12 protein-coding genes are annotated in these 15914 nt (G+C 66.2%); 4 read left to right on the top strand and 8 right to left on the bottom strand.

Features of this window, described 5'->3' with window-relative positions; genetic code table 11:
* Positions 1–14: 14 nt before the first annotated feature.
* From GQ464_RS17575 to GQ464_RS17595, 5 genes are all read right to left on the bottom strand, one after another.
* Positions 15–2912, bottom strand: a complete 2898-nt coding sequence (locus tag GQ464_RS17575; protein ID WP_166980568.1) for a TonB-dependent receptor — start codon at positions 2910–2912, stop codon at positions 15–17.
* A gap of 65 nt (positions 2913–2977) precedes the next feature.
* Positions 2978–4597 carry a hypothetical protein gene (locus tag GQ464_RS17580; protein ID WP_166980571.1) on the bottom strand — a complete coding sequence of 540 codons (1620 nt, stop codon included), beginning with the start codon at positions 4595–4597 and terminating at the stop codon, positions 2978–2980.
* Positions 4598–4684: 87 nt separating this feature from the next.
* Positions 4685–5113, bottom strand: coding sequence for a four helix bundle protein (locus GQ464_RS17585; protein WP_228350414.1), 429 nt, complete (start codon positions 5111–5113; stop codon positions 4685–4687).
* Positions 5114–5181: 68 nt separating this feature from the next.
* Positions 5182–7392, bottom strand: a complete 2211-nt coding sequence (locus GQ464_RS17590; RefSeq protein ID WP_166981584.1) for a T9SS type A sorting domain-containing protein — start codon at positions 7390–7392, stop codon at positions 5182–5184.
* 89 nt (positions 7393–7481) lie between these two features.
* A complete protein-coding gene (locus GQ464_RS17595; protein WP_166981587.1) occupies positions 7482–9665 on the bottom strand; it encodes a hypothetical protein in 2184 nt (727 codons plus the stop codon).
* A 240-nt stretch (positions 9666–9905) separates the two neighbouring features.
* Between GQ464_RS17595 and GQ464_RS17600 the strand changes: the two genes are divergently transcribed.
* The 3 genes from GQ464_RS17600 (at position 9906) to GQ464_RS17610 (ending at position 11614) form a co-directional block, all read left to right on the top strand.
* Positions 9906–10733 carry a class I SAM-dependent methyltransferase gene (locus tag GQ464_RS17600; protein WP_166981590.1) on the top strand — a complete coding sequence of 276 codons (828 nt, stop codon included), beginning with the start codon at positions 9906–9908 and terminating at the stop codon, positions 10731–10733.
* 165 nt (positions 10734–10898) lie between these two features.
* Complete coding sequence (locus GQ464_RS17605; RefSeq protein ID WP_228350415.1) at positions 10899–11351, top strand: response regulator; 453 nt, start codon at positions 10899–10901, stop codon at positions 11349–11351.
* Positions 11352–11368: 17 nt separating this feature from the next.
* Positions 11369–11614 (top strand): response regulator transcription factor, encoded by a 246-nt coding sequence (locus GQ464_RS17610; protein ID WP_166981595.1) that lies wholly within the window; start codon positions 11369–11371, stop codon positions 11612–11614.
* Here the strand turns inward: GQ464_RS17610 and GQ464_RS17615 are convergent.
* Positions 11571–12977 carry an IS4 family transposase gene (locus GQ464_RS17615; protein WP_228350416.1) on the bottom strand — a complete coding sequence of 469 codons (1407 nt, stop codon included), beginning with the start codon at positions 12975–12977 and terminating at the stop codon, positions 11571–11573. The genes GQ464_RS17610 and GQ464_RS17615 overlap by 44 nt on opposite strands.
* Before the next feature lie 78 nt (positions 12978–13055).
* On the opposite strand from GQ464_RS17615, the gene GQ464_RS17620 reads away from it, so the two are divergent.
* Positions 13056–13550, top strand: coding sequence for a LuxR C-terminal-related transcriptional regulator (locus GQ464_RS17620; RefSeq protein ID WP_166981517.1), 495 nt, complete (start codon positions 13056–13058; stop codon positions 13548–13550).
* A gap of 184 nt (positions 13551–13734) precedes the next feature.
* Here the strand turns inward: GQ464_RS17620 and GQ464_RS17625 are convergent, their stop codons facing one another.
* Both GQ464_RS17625 and GQ464_RS17630 read right to left on the bottom strand, forming a co-directional pair.
* Positions 13735–15420: a hypothetical protein gene (locus tag GQ464_RS17625; protein ID WP_166981520.1), complete on the bottom strand. Its 1686-nt coding sequence runs from the start codon at positions 15418–15420 to the stop codon at positions 13735–13737.
* 126 nt (positions 15421–15546) lie between these two features.
* Positions 15547–15909 (bottom strand): hypothetical protein, encoded by a 363-nt coding sequence (locus GQ464_RS17630; RefSeq protein ID WP_166981523.1) that lies wholly within the window; start codon positions 15907–15909, stop codon positions 15547–15549.
* Positions 15910–15914: the final 5 nt, after the last annotated feature.

The following is a 15914-nucleotide window of genomic DNA, read 5'->3' on the forward strand; positions in this document are numbered from 1 at the left end:
CGCTCTCATCAGTCTCAGAACCGGAAGGACACCCCCAGCATGATGTGCCGCTGGGGCAGGAAGCGGGCCGGGTTGAACGGCGGGAGGCCGCTCGTCTCCGGGTCCTCGTAGCGCGGGTCGCGCGTGCCGGCGGGCACGTCGAAGTCGGGGTTGTCGCGCAGTTGCGTGAAGTCGGTCGTTTCCGGATCGACGTCCGGGTAGGCCTTGCCCGTGACGGGGTTGATGATGACGCTGTTCTGCTGGTTGAACAGGTTCGTGATTTCGAGTGAGAAGACCAGGTCCGTTCCGGCGAGGGCGACGGAGCGCTGGAGGTTCAGGTCGAACCACCACCAGGGTTCGCCGACCTCGGAGAAGCGTTTCTCGGGGTCGGAGACGATCTCGTAGACGGGTCGCCAGTCGGCCTCGCCGGTGAACGGGTTGACCTCGCGGCCGCGGAAGACGGCCGGGGTGTAGCGCTGGCCGCTGCGGAAGGTGGAGGCGAGGTAGACACGGAAGCGGTTCAGGCCGGGGATGCCCAGCAGGGGGCGGTCCCGCTCGTGGGTGAACGTGACGCTGGCCTTCAGATCGAGGGGGCGATCCCAGGCCAGGGGCGTCTCGAAGGTGTTCTCGATGTCGCCGTTGGCGAGGAAGTCCTGCAGGGCGTCGTTGTTGGTGGAGCTGAGGCCGGTGGCGCGGGAGAAGGAGCCGGAGAGCTGTCCCTGGAACCAGTCGCCGATGCGTTTGAGGTAGCTCACCTCCACGCCGCGGACCCGGGCGAAGTCGCCGTTGACGCGGAAGGCGCGGGTCACGTCGCGCCCGGTGGGGTCCTTGACGACGACGTTTTCGACGGTGATGAAGTCGAACTTGTCCCGCCAGAAGAAGGTGAGGTTGAGCACATCGTTCTGGGAGAACTGGTTGCGCAGGCCGAGTTCGTAGGAGATGTCCACCTCGGGGTCGAGGTTCGGGTTGCCCAGGTCGGCGAAGAAGGAGCGGTCCTGGAAGAAGGGGTCGAGGCCGGTATAGACGAAGGTGGGATGGGGGAGTTTGGTCGAGTGGCCGTAGTTGAAAAAGAGGACGCGGTTTTCCTGGATGGGGAAGGAGACGCGCACCTTGGGCAGGAGGCGGAACTTGTAGCGCAGGCCGAGGAGCTTGACGGTTTCGTTCTTGTAAGCCTGGCGGACGCCGTCGAGGATGGGGGCGAGGGGGTCGTCGACGAGCCGGTCCACGTAGCGGCCGGGCGCCCAGTACTCGAAGCGGAGGCCGGCGTTGGCGATGAGCCCGCGGTAGCGCAGCTGGTAGGTGCCGAAGAGCGCGCCGCGCCGGGGGCGGACGCGCCAGATGTCGGCGCTTTCGCCGAGGCGTCCGGTGCGGGTTCCCTCGTCCCCGCCGATGGGGGCGCCCACCCAGGGGCGAATCACGTCGATCCACTGGTAGTCGTTGAACTTGGCCTCGAGGCCCACGTTGAGCCGGTTGTTCTTGTCGGTCGAGAAGCGGGTGTAGGTGGCGCGCAGGGTGATCTCCTCGGCGAAGTGGTCGTGGAAGCGCGTGGCGATGCCGCCGTTGTTGATCAGCCCGGGGCCGGGCAGGACGAAGAGGGCGTTCGGGTCGATGGGGTCCCCGTTTTCGTCGACGAAGAGGTTGGCGGGATAGGTGACGATGCTCTCGGGGTCGAGCTCGGTGCTGACGTTCTCCGGTCGCCAGCGGCGTCCGTTGGCGTCGGCGCGGAGCTTCGTGAAGAGGCGGCTCAGCTGCACGTCGTAGAAGGAGCGCTCGTTGAGGACGTGCGACCAGCGGGCGTAGGCGATGATGTTGTCGTGCGCGTACGTGTTGGCGTTGTCCGGCTGGAGGATGAAGGCATACTGGAAGCCCGGCTGGATGACGGCTTCGTTGCCCGTCACCTGGAGCATGCGGGTGTTCTGGTTGATGGTGAGCGAGCGCTGGTAGGAGGCCTGCACGCGCATGCCGGGCCGGAGGTCGTAGGTGAGCTTGGCCAGGCCGTTCCAGCGGTTGCCCGTGCGCGGGGAGAAGAAGTCGGTATCGACGAGGGAGGAGCGCACCTGGCGCGGGGTGGCCACGTGCCGGGTGAAGCCGTCCGAGAGCTGCACCTGCCCGGAGACGAAGAAGCGCAGCTTGCCCCGGACGATGGGGCCGCCCAGGTTGAACTCGTAGATTTCCTCGTTGAAGTTGGAGGCTGCCTCGTCGTTGAAGCCGAGGTGGTCGCGCTTGTGGGAGAAGAAGCCCGCGAAGGTGTCGCCGCCCGTCTGGGTCTCGACGGAGACGACGCCGCTGGTGGCGTCGCCCACTTCGGCGCCGAGGCCGCCGGTGGTCACTTCCACCTCGGAGAAGGCGTTCGAGCCGATGTCGAGGCCGAAGCCGGTGCCGGCCAGCGGGTCCTTGGCCGAGACACCGTCGACGATGAAGCCCGTCTCGTAGGCCCGCCCGCCCCGGATGTAGAGGCCCGTGGGGTCCTGGAGGACGCCGGCCTGCGTGGCGACGGCCTCCTGCACGTTGCGCAGCGGGGCGGCGTCGAGCTGGTCCCGGCCGATCGTGTACGCGCTGGTGGACTGCTCGACGTCCAGCAGGGGTTTCTCCCCGACGATAACGATCTCTTCTTCGGTCGAAAGGACGGCCTCCTGCAGCGTCACGTCGAGCGGGGTGGTCCGGCCGTCGCGCACCTGGATGCCGGTGAAGAGCTTCGTCTCGAAGCCGATGTAGGAGACTTTGACGGCATACTCGCCGGGCCGCAGGTTCTCGATGACGTAGCGCCCGTCGGCGTCGGTGGCGGCGCCGCTGGTGGTGCCCACCACGATCAGGTTGACGCCGATGAGCGGCTCGCCGGTGGCCGCGTCGCGCACGGTGCCGGCGATCCGGCCCTGGGCGAAGATCGGGACGGCAGCGAGGTGGAGCAGGAACAGGCAGGCGAGAAGGCGCATGGTCTGGCGTCGCGTCACAGGACTACGTGGGAAAGCAGGGCGTGTGCGGGGGCGTTCGTCCGCGGCTAGTGGCCGGGGAAGCCCAGGCTTTCGAGCATCAGGTGGATGGCCCGGCGGGGGGCTTCGGGATCGCCGTCGGCGCCGGCGAGCAGGGCCCCCCCCGTCTGTTCGTTGACCATGGGCAGGGCAAAGAGGCCCACCCGGCGGTCGGCGCTGAGCGAGGCGACGGTGTTCGGCCCGGGCCAGTCGCCCTGCCGGCCGTCCCGGGTGCGAAAGCGGTAGGCTCCCTCGTAGAGGGGGATGATGTTGACGCTCTCGGCGTCGTAGGGTAGCTCGTTGATGAAGAAGCGTTGTGCGACGAGGGGCGGCAGGGGTACGCCGGGGCCCGGTACCGGCTCGACCGGTGTGATGGCCGCACCGTTGCTCAACTCGAGCCGTCCGATCGAGTCGGGCAAGGCTGTCAGATCCCGGATGGGCAGCAACAGGATGGCCGCGTTCCCCAGGTTGTCTTCCGGGTTCGTCGGCAGGGTGATCGGGGTGTGGACCATCAGCTTGCCACCCTGCTCGAAGAAGGCATCCATGACGGAGGCTGCCAGCGGCAGGTTGTTGCCCTGAATGCGGTTGGTGGCGTTTGTGGTTACCCAGTAAATGTATTTGAACAGGAGGAGCGTTTCGCGGAGTGTGGGTTCAGCCTGCGGCGGCAGGGCATCGGAGCGTGGCGTATTGCCGGCCGAACCGGTGGCGAACGGCCGGGAGAGGTCCCAGGTATCGATGGGGGTGCCGGGGGGCAGGTAGTCCCGGAGGAGTGCCAGGTGATAGGCCTGCACGGTGGGTGCCGTCGCCTTGCGGTAGTCGTTTACGTAGAGCACCTCGCTCGTTGGCTTCTTGACGTACCAGGTGAAGCGCTGCAGGGTGCTGGTCGTGTCCGTCTGGTCGACGGCACGGAGGTAGAACGTGTTGTCTGCGTTGAGGTGCAGGCCCGGTACAGTGATGCCCGTGGGCTGGAATGCGAGGCCCGAGAAGACGCGGGCTTCCGAGGGAGATGGTCCCGGGTCGTTCCGGTCGAACGTCCCGACCAGGGTGATGAAGTCGATATCCGGAGGCAGGGCCACGAACGTCGTACTGTCGTTGAGGCTGATCTCGATGCGGTCGAGGTTGCCGGGGCCTTCAGGGTCGCTGGCCCGCCAGGCAAAGGAAAAGACGGTGAAGGTCGTGTCGGGTGGCAGGTCGAACGTGTTGAGGGAGATGGCCGGTGGGCTGTTCTGGATGGGAAAGACGGTGCGGGCGGGTGTCGGGTCCTTGAGCCCGTCGTTGTCGATGGCACGTACCTCGAACGTGACGTCGGCGATGCGTTCGCCGCGTGGAATGGGCAGGAGCACCAGGGAGTCCGTGCGCGTGGTGGTTGTCCATCCCTCTTCTGGATCGGGCCGGTCGCCCCGGGCAAAGAAGCGCAGTTCGTAGGCCGCCACAAAGCCGTCGGGATCGGTGCCGCTCCAGGAGACGAAGACGGTGCTCGTGAGCCGTTCGGCACCGGCCAGGTTGTCCACGAGGGAGGTGTCGCGGACGCTCAGGGTGGTCTCCGGCGGCTGGTTCTCGAAAGCGACTCCGCCGAAGTCGGCATCGCAACCGGCCGAGAGAACGAGCACGAGCGTGAGGAAAAGCGCTATGGTACAACGGAGGGGCACGGGGTGTGTTGGTGTTTGGGTGTGTGGGTGTTTGGATGGTTGGGTGTGTGGGTGTGTGGGTGTTTGGGTGTGGGGGTGTGGGAGTGGTCAATCGATTTCGGGTGCCGAATCGGGGGAATAGGGTACGGGTTCTTCGCGTAACCGGGCAGGGCCGCACCATGTGTCTCGGTGCTGCATCATGCCCACGAGACCGCTGGCGATGGCTTCGTACGTCGCGTCGAGTTTGCCGTGTTGTTCGGCAGACAGATAACCACAACGAAGGGCCATATCCAGCCAGCTCTGTGTTTCGGCCACTTCGGCGTCGGCGTCGGTCAGCTTGCTGACGAAATGGTTCGGGTATCTCCTTTTGCGCCATGCTTCAGCGATGTTGGCGCACACGGAGCGTGAGGAACGTCGGATCTGATCGGTCAGCGCATAGCGCTCTTCGACCGGCCAGGCCTTCGAGAGCACAAAGAGGTGCATCGAAGCCTCCAGCGCCTGCTGGTAAACCCGGAGTTCCCTGAAATGCCGAACCATCACACCGTATATGGTTTGCTTACAGCCTTCTCGTCCCCCATCTCCAACCACCCCCACACCCCACACACCTACTTCATCAACAACATCGTCCGGGTCATCACCTGCGAGCCGGCCGTGAGGCGGTAGACGTACATGCCACTGGCCAGGTCACGTGCGTCGAACGTGACGGTGAACGAGCCCGCCGGCTGCTCGCCGTTGACCAGGGTGGCGATGCGGCGCCCCAGCAGGTCGAAGACCTCCAGCGACACGCGACCCGTGCGAGCCAGCTCGTACCGGATCGTCGTCTGCAGGTTGAACGGGTTGGGGAAGTTCTGGTGCAGCGCGTACCGTGCAGGCAGCGTCTCGTCTTCCGTGGCCACATTGACCACGGTGCCGACGTCGGTAGCCAGGTCCTCCGGCTCCAGCTTGTAGTTGCCGAAGGTGTACCACCAGATACCCTGGATGAAATCATGGGTGTCGCCGACGTTGAAGAATTCGCCCGCGAAATTGTTCGTGAACGAGATGGCCTGAGAGGCATCATCGGCACGGACGGCGTTTTCGGCGGTGCCGTCCGAGGAGAAGGCCCATTCACCGAAAGGTCCGGCGGGGTCGTCCGGATTGACGCTCGTGATCGTCACATTGTCGAAGCGGAGCAGCATGCCCTCGTGCGCCTCCGCAATGTTCTCGTCCTGGAGCACGTCGGTCGTGACGGTCTTGTAGCCATAGAACGCGTTCGGTCCCGCCGTGATCAGTTCGAAGGTGATGTTCTCTAGGCGCGTCAGGCCGAAGCTTTCGGCGATGGTGGCGTTTGTGATGCGAATCTCGTCGCCACGTTTCAGGGTCGCCGCCAGGTCGCCCGAGGCCTGGATGGCGATGCCCGTCCAGGGGTTGAGATCGGCATCGTCCTGAACGGCGATCAGGCCGGAGAGGTCGGGTTGCGACTGCACGATGACCGTCAGGTCCATGTCGGTCGTCAGGCCGACGAAGGGGCTGTCGCCCGGGCCGCCGTCGATGGTCTCCTGGATGTCGGCGATCTCGTTGATCCCTTCGTAGAGGACCCGCGTTACCTGTACGGGCTCCGACGGGATGACGGCGCCGTCGGTATCGGTGACCTCGACGAAGTAGGTGACGAACGTCCCGTCAGGCTGTGTCGGGATCTCGCCGGTATAGGTGACGCCCCCATCCGTGCTGCTCATGGCGACGGTCTGGGTGCCGGTGGCCGCCGAGGTTTCATAGACCAGGTTGACGGCCGCAATATTGGCCGGGTCGCTGCTGAAAGTGACCGTGATCGGGATGGGGCTTTCACCCGGCACGCCGTCCGGCCCCGAGACGCTCTCGATGACCACTTTCGGTGCCGCCGTGATGACGAGGTCTTCATCCGCCCACGGCGTAATCTTCAGCATACCGGCCGGCGGCGCACCGATGGCGAAGGGGTCAAAGTCACTGCGCAGGAGCGCGAAACCCTGCACGGTGACGATAGCACCCGGCGGCGGGGCCTCGAAGTCCGTCTCGCGCTTGTCGAACGTATCCGGGTAGTTGTCCCGGTCGTTGCGATAGCGGAGGGAGATGTCATCATTCTGGATGATGACATTGTCGTCGATGAGGGCCCAGTTGGGGCGGTCGTCTGTGCGGTTGGGCGAGCGCCAGACGACCACATTCTCGATGCGTACGTACTGCTGGTTGAGGCTGTTGAAGTTGGCCCAGTTGGCCTGGATCTGGAACGCATCTCCGGAGCCCAGATTGCGGTTGATATCGCCGATGGTTACCGTGACCGGGTCCAGCAGGTCGGCCGGCAAGCCCAGGTCGGTGTAGAAGCCCAGCGGTTCGATCGTCTCCGGGGTGATCTGCAACGTGGTTCCGAAATAGGTGACGTCCCCGGTGATGGTGACGACGTCGCCCTTGAAGAGGCTGAGCGAACCGGTGGTCTGATAGTCACCGTCGACGATCTGGATGTCCATGCCGGCCGGGCCCAGCGACGCGGCCGAGGTGTCCCGGACGAAGTAATGAACCCGGCTCGGATTGACGCCGTCTCCGCCGATACTCGCAAGGCCGGACTTGTTCGGTTCGGCCAGCACGACGGCGGTGAAGCGCACTTTCTGCCCGTTGAGGGGCGAGCGGATATAGGTGGTGATGTCGTCAAAGGTCAGGTCGGTACCCCGGGCGAGTACCTGGTCGATGTTTTCCTGCGGGATGGCGTTGATCTCCCGCACGGTCACCTCCACGGGGTCCTGTGCGGCGGCCTCGCGGGCGAGGCCGAGCAGGAGAAACAGGGCGAAAAGAGTCGTAAAGGTTCGTCGCATGGCATGCTCCGTGTTGGGTTGAAAGGAAATCGTGTGGTGCGGGAGGCGACGCCCGGCGCCGGGCGCCCCGGTCGCACCACGAACCGGTGTTATTTGATGATGACGAACTTGCCGCGCTGGACCTCGCCCGTGTCGAGGTTCTTGACGGTAAACAGGTAAAGGCCGGGGGAAATATTCAGCCCGTTCTCGGAGAGGATGTCCCACGAGTGTTCGCCGCCGGGGAGCTGCCGGTTCTCGGCGCTGAAGTTGTCGTACCACCGGATGTCGCCCCGGTAGGTCCCGGCCTCGTGCCGCATCTCCTTGACGATTTCACCGGCCAGCGTGTACACACGGATCTCGGCGCGGGGGGGGAGATTGTAGAAGTTGAGCCGCCGGGTGCGGTTGGTGCCCCCGTCCCAGGCGGCGCCGGCGCGGTACGGGTTGGGATAGACGCCCACCCGGCGCGCGCCCTCCGGGTCCGGCGGGGTGCCGGGAAAGACGCGGGTGGCGTTGGCCGTGCGGGACGACTCGAACGACGGCAGCCCGGCGTCGGGGTCGCCTTCGTCGAAGGCGGTGACGATGAAGAGGTACTGCCAGCCGGCGAGCAGGTCCTCGGCTTCGAACCGGTACCAGTATTCGGTTGGATCGTCGGGGAACGTGACGGGCTCCTCGAGCGCGATCTCGTCGAAGCCGTTGTTGAAGCCGGTGCGGTTGCCGGGGCGGTCGTACTGGGCAATCAGGGTGGCGCGGTCCAGGATGTTGCCGGCGCGGTCGTCGCCGGGGTTGCTGCGGTAGATGCGGTAGCCTTCGAAGTCGAGCCGGCCGGTGACGGGATCACGCGACAGTTCAGCGGTGCGATCCCAGTACAGGACAACCTTCGCCTTCTGCCGTCCGGTGGCGGGGTCGATGTCGTTCTCGAAGGCGACGCGCACACGGGGGGCCGCCGGCGGCTCGGGGATGAGATAGCGGTCCAGCACCCCGTTGCCGTTGACGTCTTCGCCGGGGTCGAGCGTGCCGTTGAGGTTGTTGTCCTCGCCGGCATAGGTGCGCCGGGCCCAGGCGATGTTGTTGGCCAGCAGCGCCCGGCTCTCGGGGGTGTCGACGGGCTTGCCGGCCTGTCCCTGGAAGGCTTCCGGCTTGAGGGCGGCGACGACGGCGTAGGTCACCGTCAGCGTGTCCCCGGGAGCGACACGGGGGAAGGGGCCGATGGGGGTCAGCCCGATCCAGTTGCCGGCGGCGTTCTGCCCGTCGGTGCGCAGCCGCTCGAACCAGGCCGCCCGTGCCGCCTCGAAGTCGACCGGATTCGGGAAGGCGTCGGGGTTGGGGAAGGGGGTGGCCATGCGCCGGTAGCGTTCCTCGTCGGAAGCCGGGCGGGCGAGTTCGTCGAGGCCGCCCGAGAAAAGCCACCAGCGGGGGTTTACCTGCGGCCGGGGCAGGCCCTCGGCTGCGTAGGCCTCGGCCAGGGCGGGGTGGAAAAAGCGCTTCCGACCGGCCGTGGGGTCCGGCCATTCGGCCCCCAGGAAGACGATGGCGCCGTAGGTGTTGAGGGTCTCTTCATTGCCGCCGGCGTTGAAGGCGTAGGAGGCGTACAGGCTGTCGATGAACCCGTAGCCGCCCTTGTTGAAGAAAGCACTGCCGCTTTCGGTCGTCGTGTTGACGTTGCGCACGACCAGGTCGTGGTACATACCCACGTAGACGTTGTCCCAGGCCGCCTCGCTGATGTTGATGATCTTCCAGTTGAGGATGACGAAAAACTCGGTGAAAGGGAAGTTCCATGCGAACGTTTCCATCTCCACCTTCATGCCGAGCCGCCCCCGGGGGTCGGGCATCTGGATGGAGGTGCCCGGCAGCACGGCGGCCGTGTCGACGAAGGCGGCCAGGTAGTCCTGGTGGCTGACGGCGCTGCGGGTGAAGACCTCGGAGGTGGGCAGGGTGGATCGTTCGAGCAGCGGCGTCAGCTGGGCGAACTCGTAGCCGGTGGCGCCGGGCCGGTAACCACCGGCCGCCGTGACGGCTCCCGTGCGCACCGTGATCACCCCGTCGCTGCGGACGGCCCCTACCCAGAGCCCCGACTCGAACAGGTGCTCGACGCCCGAATCGAGCGGGTATTCCATCGACGGCGGGCCGGTGGGGTTGTTGCGCACGTTGGCCCGCCCGATGAAGCCCGCATTGGTCACCGTCAGCCCGAGGTTGCCCACATCCACCACTGCCTCCTCGAACGAGGCCGTCTGTGCACGACCGTGGAGCGGCAACAGGAACAGCAGGAGCAGGACCGGAACGGCAAGGTGCTTCATACGAAGAGGGTGAGGCCGGAAAGCTACGGAGGCAACCGATCCCGAAAGCAGGGATCTTACGGGAAAGCTCATAATATGCGGCTCGGGTAAATAAAAAGAAACGCCGGTGTGAAGTCCAGTCGAAAAGCCGGTACCGGCTCTGCCCCCGGGAAAGCAGACGCCCCGGGATCTTTCTGTGCCGGGCCGGGTCCTTGTAGCCCGATTCGGGTCCTTTTCTGGTGCTCTGGGCCAGGGCCTGCCATGTTCCACGTCTGTTCCTGCAAAGTGCTGCGCCGTGCCTGCCGGTATCTCGCCGTCGCGGTTCTGTTGCTGGCGGTGGGCCAGGGTGGGTGCGGGCCGGCGGGTGAACGACGCTCCGACGGGCCGCGCTACGAGGTGCGGCGCGAGGCCGGACCGGACGGCACCGGGCGCTACTACATGGGACGGGAGATCGCCCGGCCCCTCACCGACGCCGACGATGCCGGCTGGCTCGAACGTGCCGAGCGCGAATCGGTGGAGTTGCCGGACCGGCTCGTGGAAGCGCTCGGGCTCAAACCCACCGATATCGTGGCCGACGTCGGGGCCGGCACCGGCTACTTCACGTTTCGACTCGGCAAAAAAGTGCCCTACGGAAAGGTCTATGCCGTCGACATCGACCCGGCCATGCTGGACACCATCCGTACCCGCATGGCAGCACGCGGGGTACGCAACGTGATTCCCGTCCTCGGCGAACCCGACGACCCGCATCTGCCCGCCGGCACGATCGACATCGCGCTCATCGTGGCCGCCTATCACGAGTTTTCCCATCCGTACGAGATGATGCAGGCAATCGTGCGGGCCCTCAAGCCCGGTGGGCGCGTTGTCGTCGTCGAATACCGGGGCGAGGACGCCACGATCCCTCTGCCGTCCCTGCATCGCATGACCGAGGCGCAACTGCGCCGGGAGATGACGGCGGCCGGCCTGCGCTGGCGCGAAACCCGGGAGATCCTTCCCTGGCAACACTTCATGGTGTTCGAGAAGCCGCCGACCCCGGGAGAAACCGGTTCCGGCGGGATCGCACCGGGAAACCTCGAAACGGCACGGCGTTAACAGGGAAAGCCATTTTTTGCCCGGAAAAGCAGGAGGGAGAAGGGGCAGAGGACACCGGCATGATGATCATCGTGGTGCGGCCGGAAGCGGCCGCGTTTAGCCTCTCATTACGTTACAGTTATACTTATGAAAACCGATTCGCCCGGCGTGAAAACCGCGCACGTCTTGCTCGTAGAAGATAATGAAATGGATGTCGAGTTGACGTTGAATGCCTTCCGGGAGGTCGAACAGCGCAGCGCCGAGGCGCTGGGCGGCCGGCCCATCCGGTGCACCGTCTCCGTGGCGGGCAACGGGCAGGAAGCCCTCGACTACGTCTTTGGCCGTGGGGTCTACGCCGATCGGACCCGGTACCCCGTACCGGACCTGATCCTGCTGGACCTCAAGATGCCCGGGATCGACGGGTGTGAGGTGCTCCGGCAGATCAAGGAGGCCCCCGAGGCCCACCGCACCCCGGTCGTGATGTTGACTTCGTCGGAGGAGGAGGAAGACCGGATCCGCAGCTACCGCTACGGCGCCAACAGCTACCTGGTCAAACCCATGTCGTTCGACGCCTTCTCGCGCATGATCAGCACCGTCGTGACCTACTGGTGCGGCCACAACCTGCGACCGCCCGGCTAAAACCGACACAGACCGCCATGGATGCGGCGAGCATTTTTCTGGTAGACGATCATCCCATCGTGCGAGAAGGACTCTTCCGGCTCATCGACCGGGAGCCGGATCTGGGGGTCTGCGGGGAGGCGGAAGACGCGGCCGGCGCCCTCGACGGGCTGGCCCGCACCAGCCCGGACGTGGTGGTGGTCGACCTCTCCCTCAAAGGATCTTACCTTTACCCACAAATCAGGAGGGGTGAAAGACGAGCCAGGCGGAGGCGATATCGGTGAGACGTTGCCAGCCGCGCCAGAGCACAGTGACACCCGGAGGCCCATCGCTTTTGCGAGCCAGAAAGCCGCCCAGCCGGGCGATCCACAGGACCACCTGGCCCACCGTGGGCGGCCGGGCAGGCACCTGCTGCGTCTTGTGGTGGAAGGCATACAGAGCCCGCCACTCATGCTCGGCCAGCACCAGCGTGCAGGGCACATCAGGCGCATGACGGGCCACCAGGGTCATCCAGAAAAGACGCCAGGCTATGATGCTGAACAGGGCCAGATAGGGCATCAGACGCTCCACGCTGGCCAACTGGGCTTTTTCCACACGGCATCCCGATTTGAGCACCTTGTGATAGACCTCAATCTGCCAGCGCAGGCCGTACCACCGGATCCGCTCCACGGCGTCGGCAAAACGATGCACCGGCACCGTGCTCAAAAGAAGCCAGCACAAAGGCGGGTCCTCCGCGGGCGGGGCCTCCTCTTGCACCAGCACCGCATAGAGCGGCATATCGCCCATCTTTTTGCGCAGGTGCCGAGGGGCTTTCAAGCTCACAGGCGCAAAGCGCACCGTGACCGAGGCCTGGCGTTTCGGCTTCCCTTTGCGGGCGGGGACGAGCACCTGCAACTGCCCGCACGCCGCTTGCCGGCCCATCACCTCCCAGAGCCGCCCCACTTCGGGTGCACAGACGGAGCGGTTCTGGGCGGCTCGCACCAGCAGGTCGGTCTCCAGGGTGCGGGCCTGGTGAAAAAGCTCAAAAAGGTCGGACTCGCTGTCGCCGATGGTGATGAGCTGGGCCTCGGGGGGAACGACGGCCTGGGTCTGTTGCAGGGCCTGGAGCCACTTGGAACTTTCCTTCTCTTCGATGGGCAGCTTGCGTCGTTCGTCTGCGGTGCGCTGGTGCATCGTGGGGGGGCGCACCCAGATGGCCTGACCGGCCAATCCGAGCGGAAGGCCCTGCTCGGTCATGAGCAGGCTGGTGTGCATGACTATGCCGGACAGGTTCTGCTGCGCGGTGCCGATGGGTCCGAGCCCCTTTGTACTGGGATGATGGGTATAGTTCAGGTAGGTCGTATCCTGAATGGCAAAGAGCCGTTTGTGCCCCTGGGCCCGCTCCCGCGTACGGCGATAATGGGGCGCCCGGATCTTCTCGGCGGTCGTTTTGGCATTGTCGAAGAGCCGGTAGGCGGCCTTGGTGTCGGCCCAATCCGCACAGGCCTGATTGATCGACACCGAAGGCCTGGCCGCCAGTTTGGCGCCGGTGTCGAGCAGTCGCCGGTCCAGGCGCTTGTCGCCCAGCGCCATGTCGTGCAATTCATGCACAAGCCAGGTGGAGAGTTCATCGACCTCAGGGAGGTCTGGGATTGCTTCCGTATCCATCGGGGGGCTCCTCTTCAATGGCTTCGATGGGGTAAAAGGTTATTTGATCAGCATCCTTCTGCTAATCTCACGGCACTTGTGGGTAAAGGTAAGCTCAAAGGATCGAGCGGGCTCGATCTGATCCGGGACATCAAGGCCCGCTGGCCCGGGATGAAGGTGCTCGTGCTCTCGATGTACGACGAGGCCTATTACGCCGAACGAGCCCTCCGCGCCGGTGCGATGGGATACGTCATGAAACAGGAACCCCCGCGTACCGTCCTCGATGCGATTCGGCAGGTACGAGCCGGCGAAGTATATGTGAGCCGCTCCGTCGCCAGCCGGGTGTTGCAGGGTATGGCCGGGGCTGCCCGTCCGGCCCCGGATGCACTGCTGGAGCGCCTGAGCGACCGGGAATTGCAGGTGTTCCACATGATCGGCGAGGGCCTCAGCTATCCGGAGGTTGCCGCCCGGCTCTCTCTGAGCGTGAAGACCGTGGAGTCGCACGTCGAACGCATCAAGGAGAAACTGGCCATGAACAGCGGGCGCGAGCTGTTGCTCCGGGCCGTCGAATGGGTACTCCGAACCCAGCGGTGAGGGCTCGTTCGACCGGCGTCATCGTGCGCGTTTCACATGGCCCAATATGGTTGCTTTCCCGGGGGGCGCTTTCGCGGGCCCCCATCTCGGCGACCGCCACGGTAAAAGGGCCCCGCGGCTTTGGCTACGGGGCCCCGGCGATGTCGGATTGGCGGCTGGAGGCAGGGGCTGACCGCGCGGGGGTTCAATGCCGGGCGCTGGTGACGGTGTCCCTACCGTCCATCAGGCGGGCGATGCCGTCTTCGATCATGGCTTCGAGCCACCGGGTGAAGGCCGGGTGGGGGGCGAAGCCCTCGCCGTAGCGGTACGTCAGGCCGTCCAGATACTGCGCCGCGGGGCCGGTGGCGGCCGTGCGGGCGGGCAGGACGATGGCCGTGCCGCCGTCTCGGGACGCCTCCTCCACCATGGCGCGGATCGTGCGGACGGCCGCCTCGCGCTTGTCGGGCCAGTCTTCCCGCCAGGTGTGGGCCTTCACAGCCCGGAAGTGTGTGCCCGTCTCGCTCGCCACGAGGGCGTCGATGGTGGCGGCCAGGGTCTCCAGGTCACGGATCCAGGCGGCGTTCGCCGCATCGTCGAAGGTGCCGTGGGCGAGCAGGATGAGGGTCTCGCGGGCGGGGTCGGTGCTGAGTGCGCGGGCCCGGTCGGCCAGGGCCCGGGCAAAGAGCGGGTGCGTACCCACCCCGCCCAGCGTGACGAAGCGCAGGTGGCTGGCGATGCGGTCCGGGAAGCCGCGGCCGAACTCGGGGCGCAGCCCCAGAATGTATTCGCCCTGCTCACGGAAGCTCTCCTCCCGCCCGAAGATGCGGACGACGACGGCCGCCCGCATTCCGGCCGCCTCCAGGCGACGCACGGCCCGCTCGACGACGGCCGGGTCCATCATGGAGAACGCCTCCTCGATCCGGTACCGGTCGCGCAGCGGAGCGATCCCCGCACGCATCGTCTCGTTCCAGTCGTAGTCGGAGCCGTGCGGCACCACGATGACGCCGATCTGATTCCTCGCCAGCGGGCGGTAGGTGTTGGCGGTGCGGACGAGCCAGCGGCGGATGTTCGGGTGGGGCAGCAGGTCCTTTCCGTCAAAGCGGAGGCGGTCGGTGGCCGGGCCATGTGCGCCGTGCCCGCCGTGGTGTCCGTGGCCGCCCCCGGCCCCCAGCGCTCGGAGCAGGCGGTTCCAGTCGGACATCATCGTCGTCAGCCGGGGTGCCAGGTTGAAGGGCACGAGGAGGACCGTCCGGTCGGCCGGCACCGTCTCCACGGCGGCGCGGGCCGTCTCCGGGCCGGTGCCGGCTCCTTCGGCCGCCAGGGCGCCGTCGTACGTCACCACCACGTCGCCGCCGGCCAGCCCGTGACGGGCCACGGCACGCTGCACCATCGTCTGGAGGGCCGTCCGGATGGCTCCGGCTCCGGCCGGATCGGCGGCGCCGCCGGCCACGAGCACCAGATGCTCGGCGCCGGGATGCCGGACGAGCGCCGCGACCCGGTCGAACAGGATCTCCTCGGCCAGGTAGCTCGCGCCCAGCGGTTCGGCATGGCGCAACGCAACCGCCCTGCCCGGACGTGCGGCCAGGCTGTCGAGCAGGCGCCGGGCCAGGGCGTAGCGCGCCTCATGCGCCGTCACGAACAGCGGGAGGACGACCACCTCCGCCGGCGCGTGCGCCGCTATCAGGGTGTCCAGCGCCCTTTCCAGGTGGTACGCCGTGCGACCGGACGTCACGAAGGCCAGGGCCGAGGCCGGCACGTCTTCCCGAAACTCGGCAAACACCTCGCGGATCTCCTCGTTGCCGAGAAAGCCCCGGTCCGGCGCCAGCACGAGGAACGCCGGCTCGGACTGGCCCAGGGCAGGACCGGCCAGTAGCAAGAGCAGAGTGAACAAGACACCCGGACGGTGGATGCGATGGTGCAGCATGGCGGTGGATGCGAAAAGAAGGTTGCAGGGGCAGAGGAAAGGTGGAGGGGCGGGGAGCCTGAGGCGATCGCAGGCTTCGGCCGTGGGGCGTGGTCACGATGGACCGGGCCGGCGGGCCGGTGGGCCGAGCGTCTCCTCGAGCATCTTTTCCAGATCGAGCATGGCGGCGGCGCCGTCGAGCAGGGCATCGAGTTCCCGCACCTCTTCGGCCGTGAAGGCAAACCCGATCTGCCGGTCCGGCGTGCGCAGGTAGTGACACCGTTCCGCACAGGCAGGGCCGTTCCCACTTGCGGAAGCCATCTCCCGGATCAGCCGTGCAAACCGGAACAGGCCCGCGGTATCGTAGGCCAGGATGATCGGCCCGAAGCAGATGTTGACCCACCGGCACCCACGGCACCGGTAGACGGCGCCGTGGGTAGTCCGGTAGATCGGTTCGAGTGGGTGCGGGCAGGGCATGGGCT

The organism is Rhodocaloribacter litoris (assembly GCF_011682235.2).
GTDB lineage: Bacteria > Bacteroidota > Rhodothermia > Rhodothermales > ISCAR-4553 > Rhodocaloribacter > Rhodocaloribacter litoris.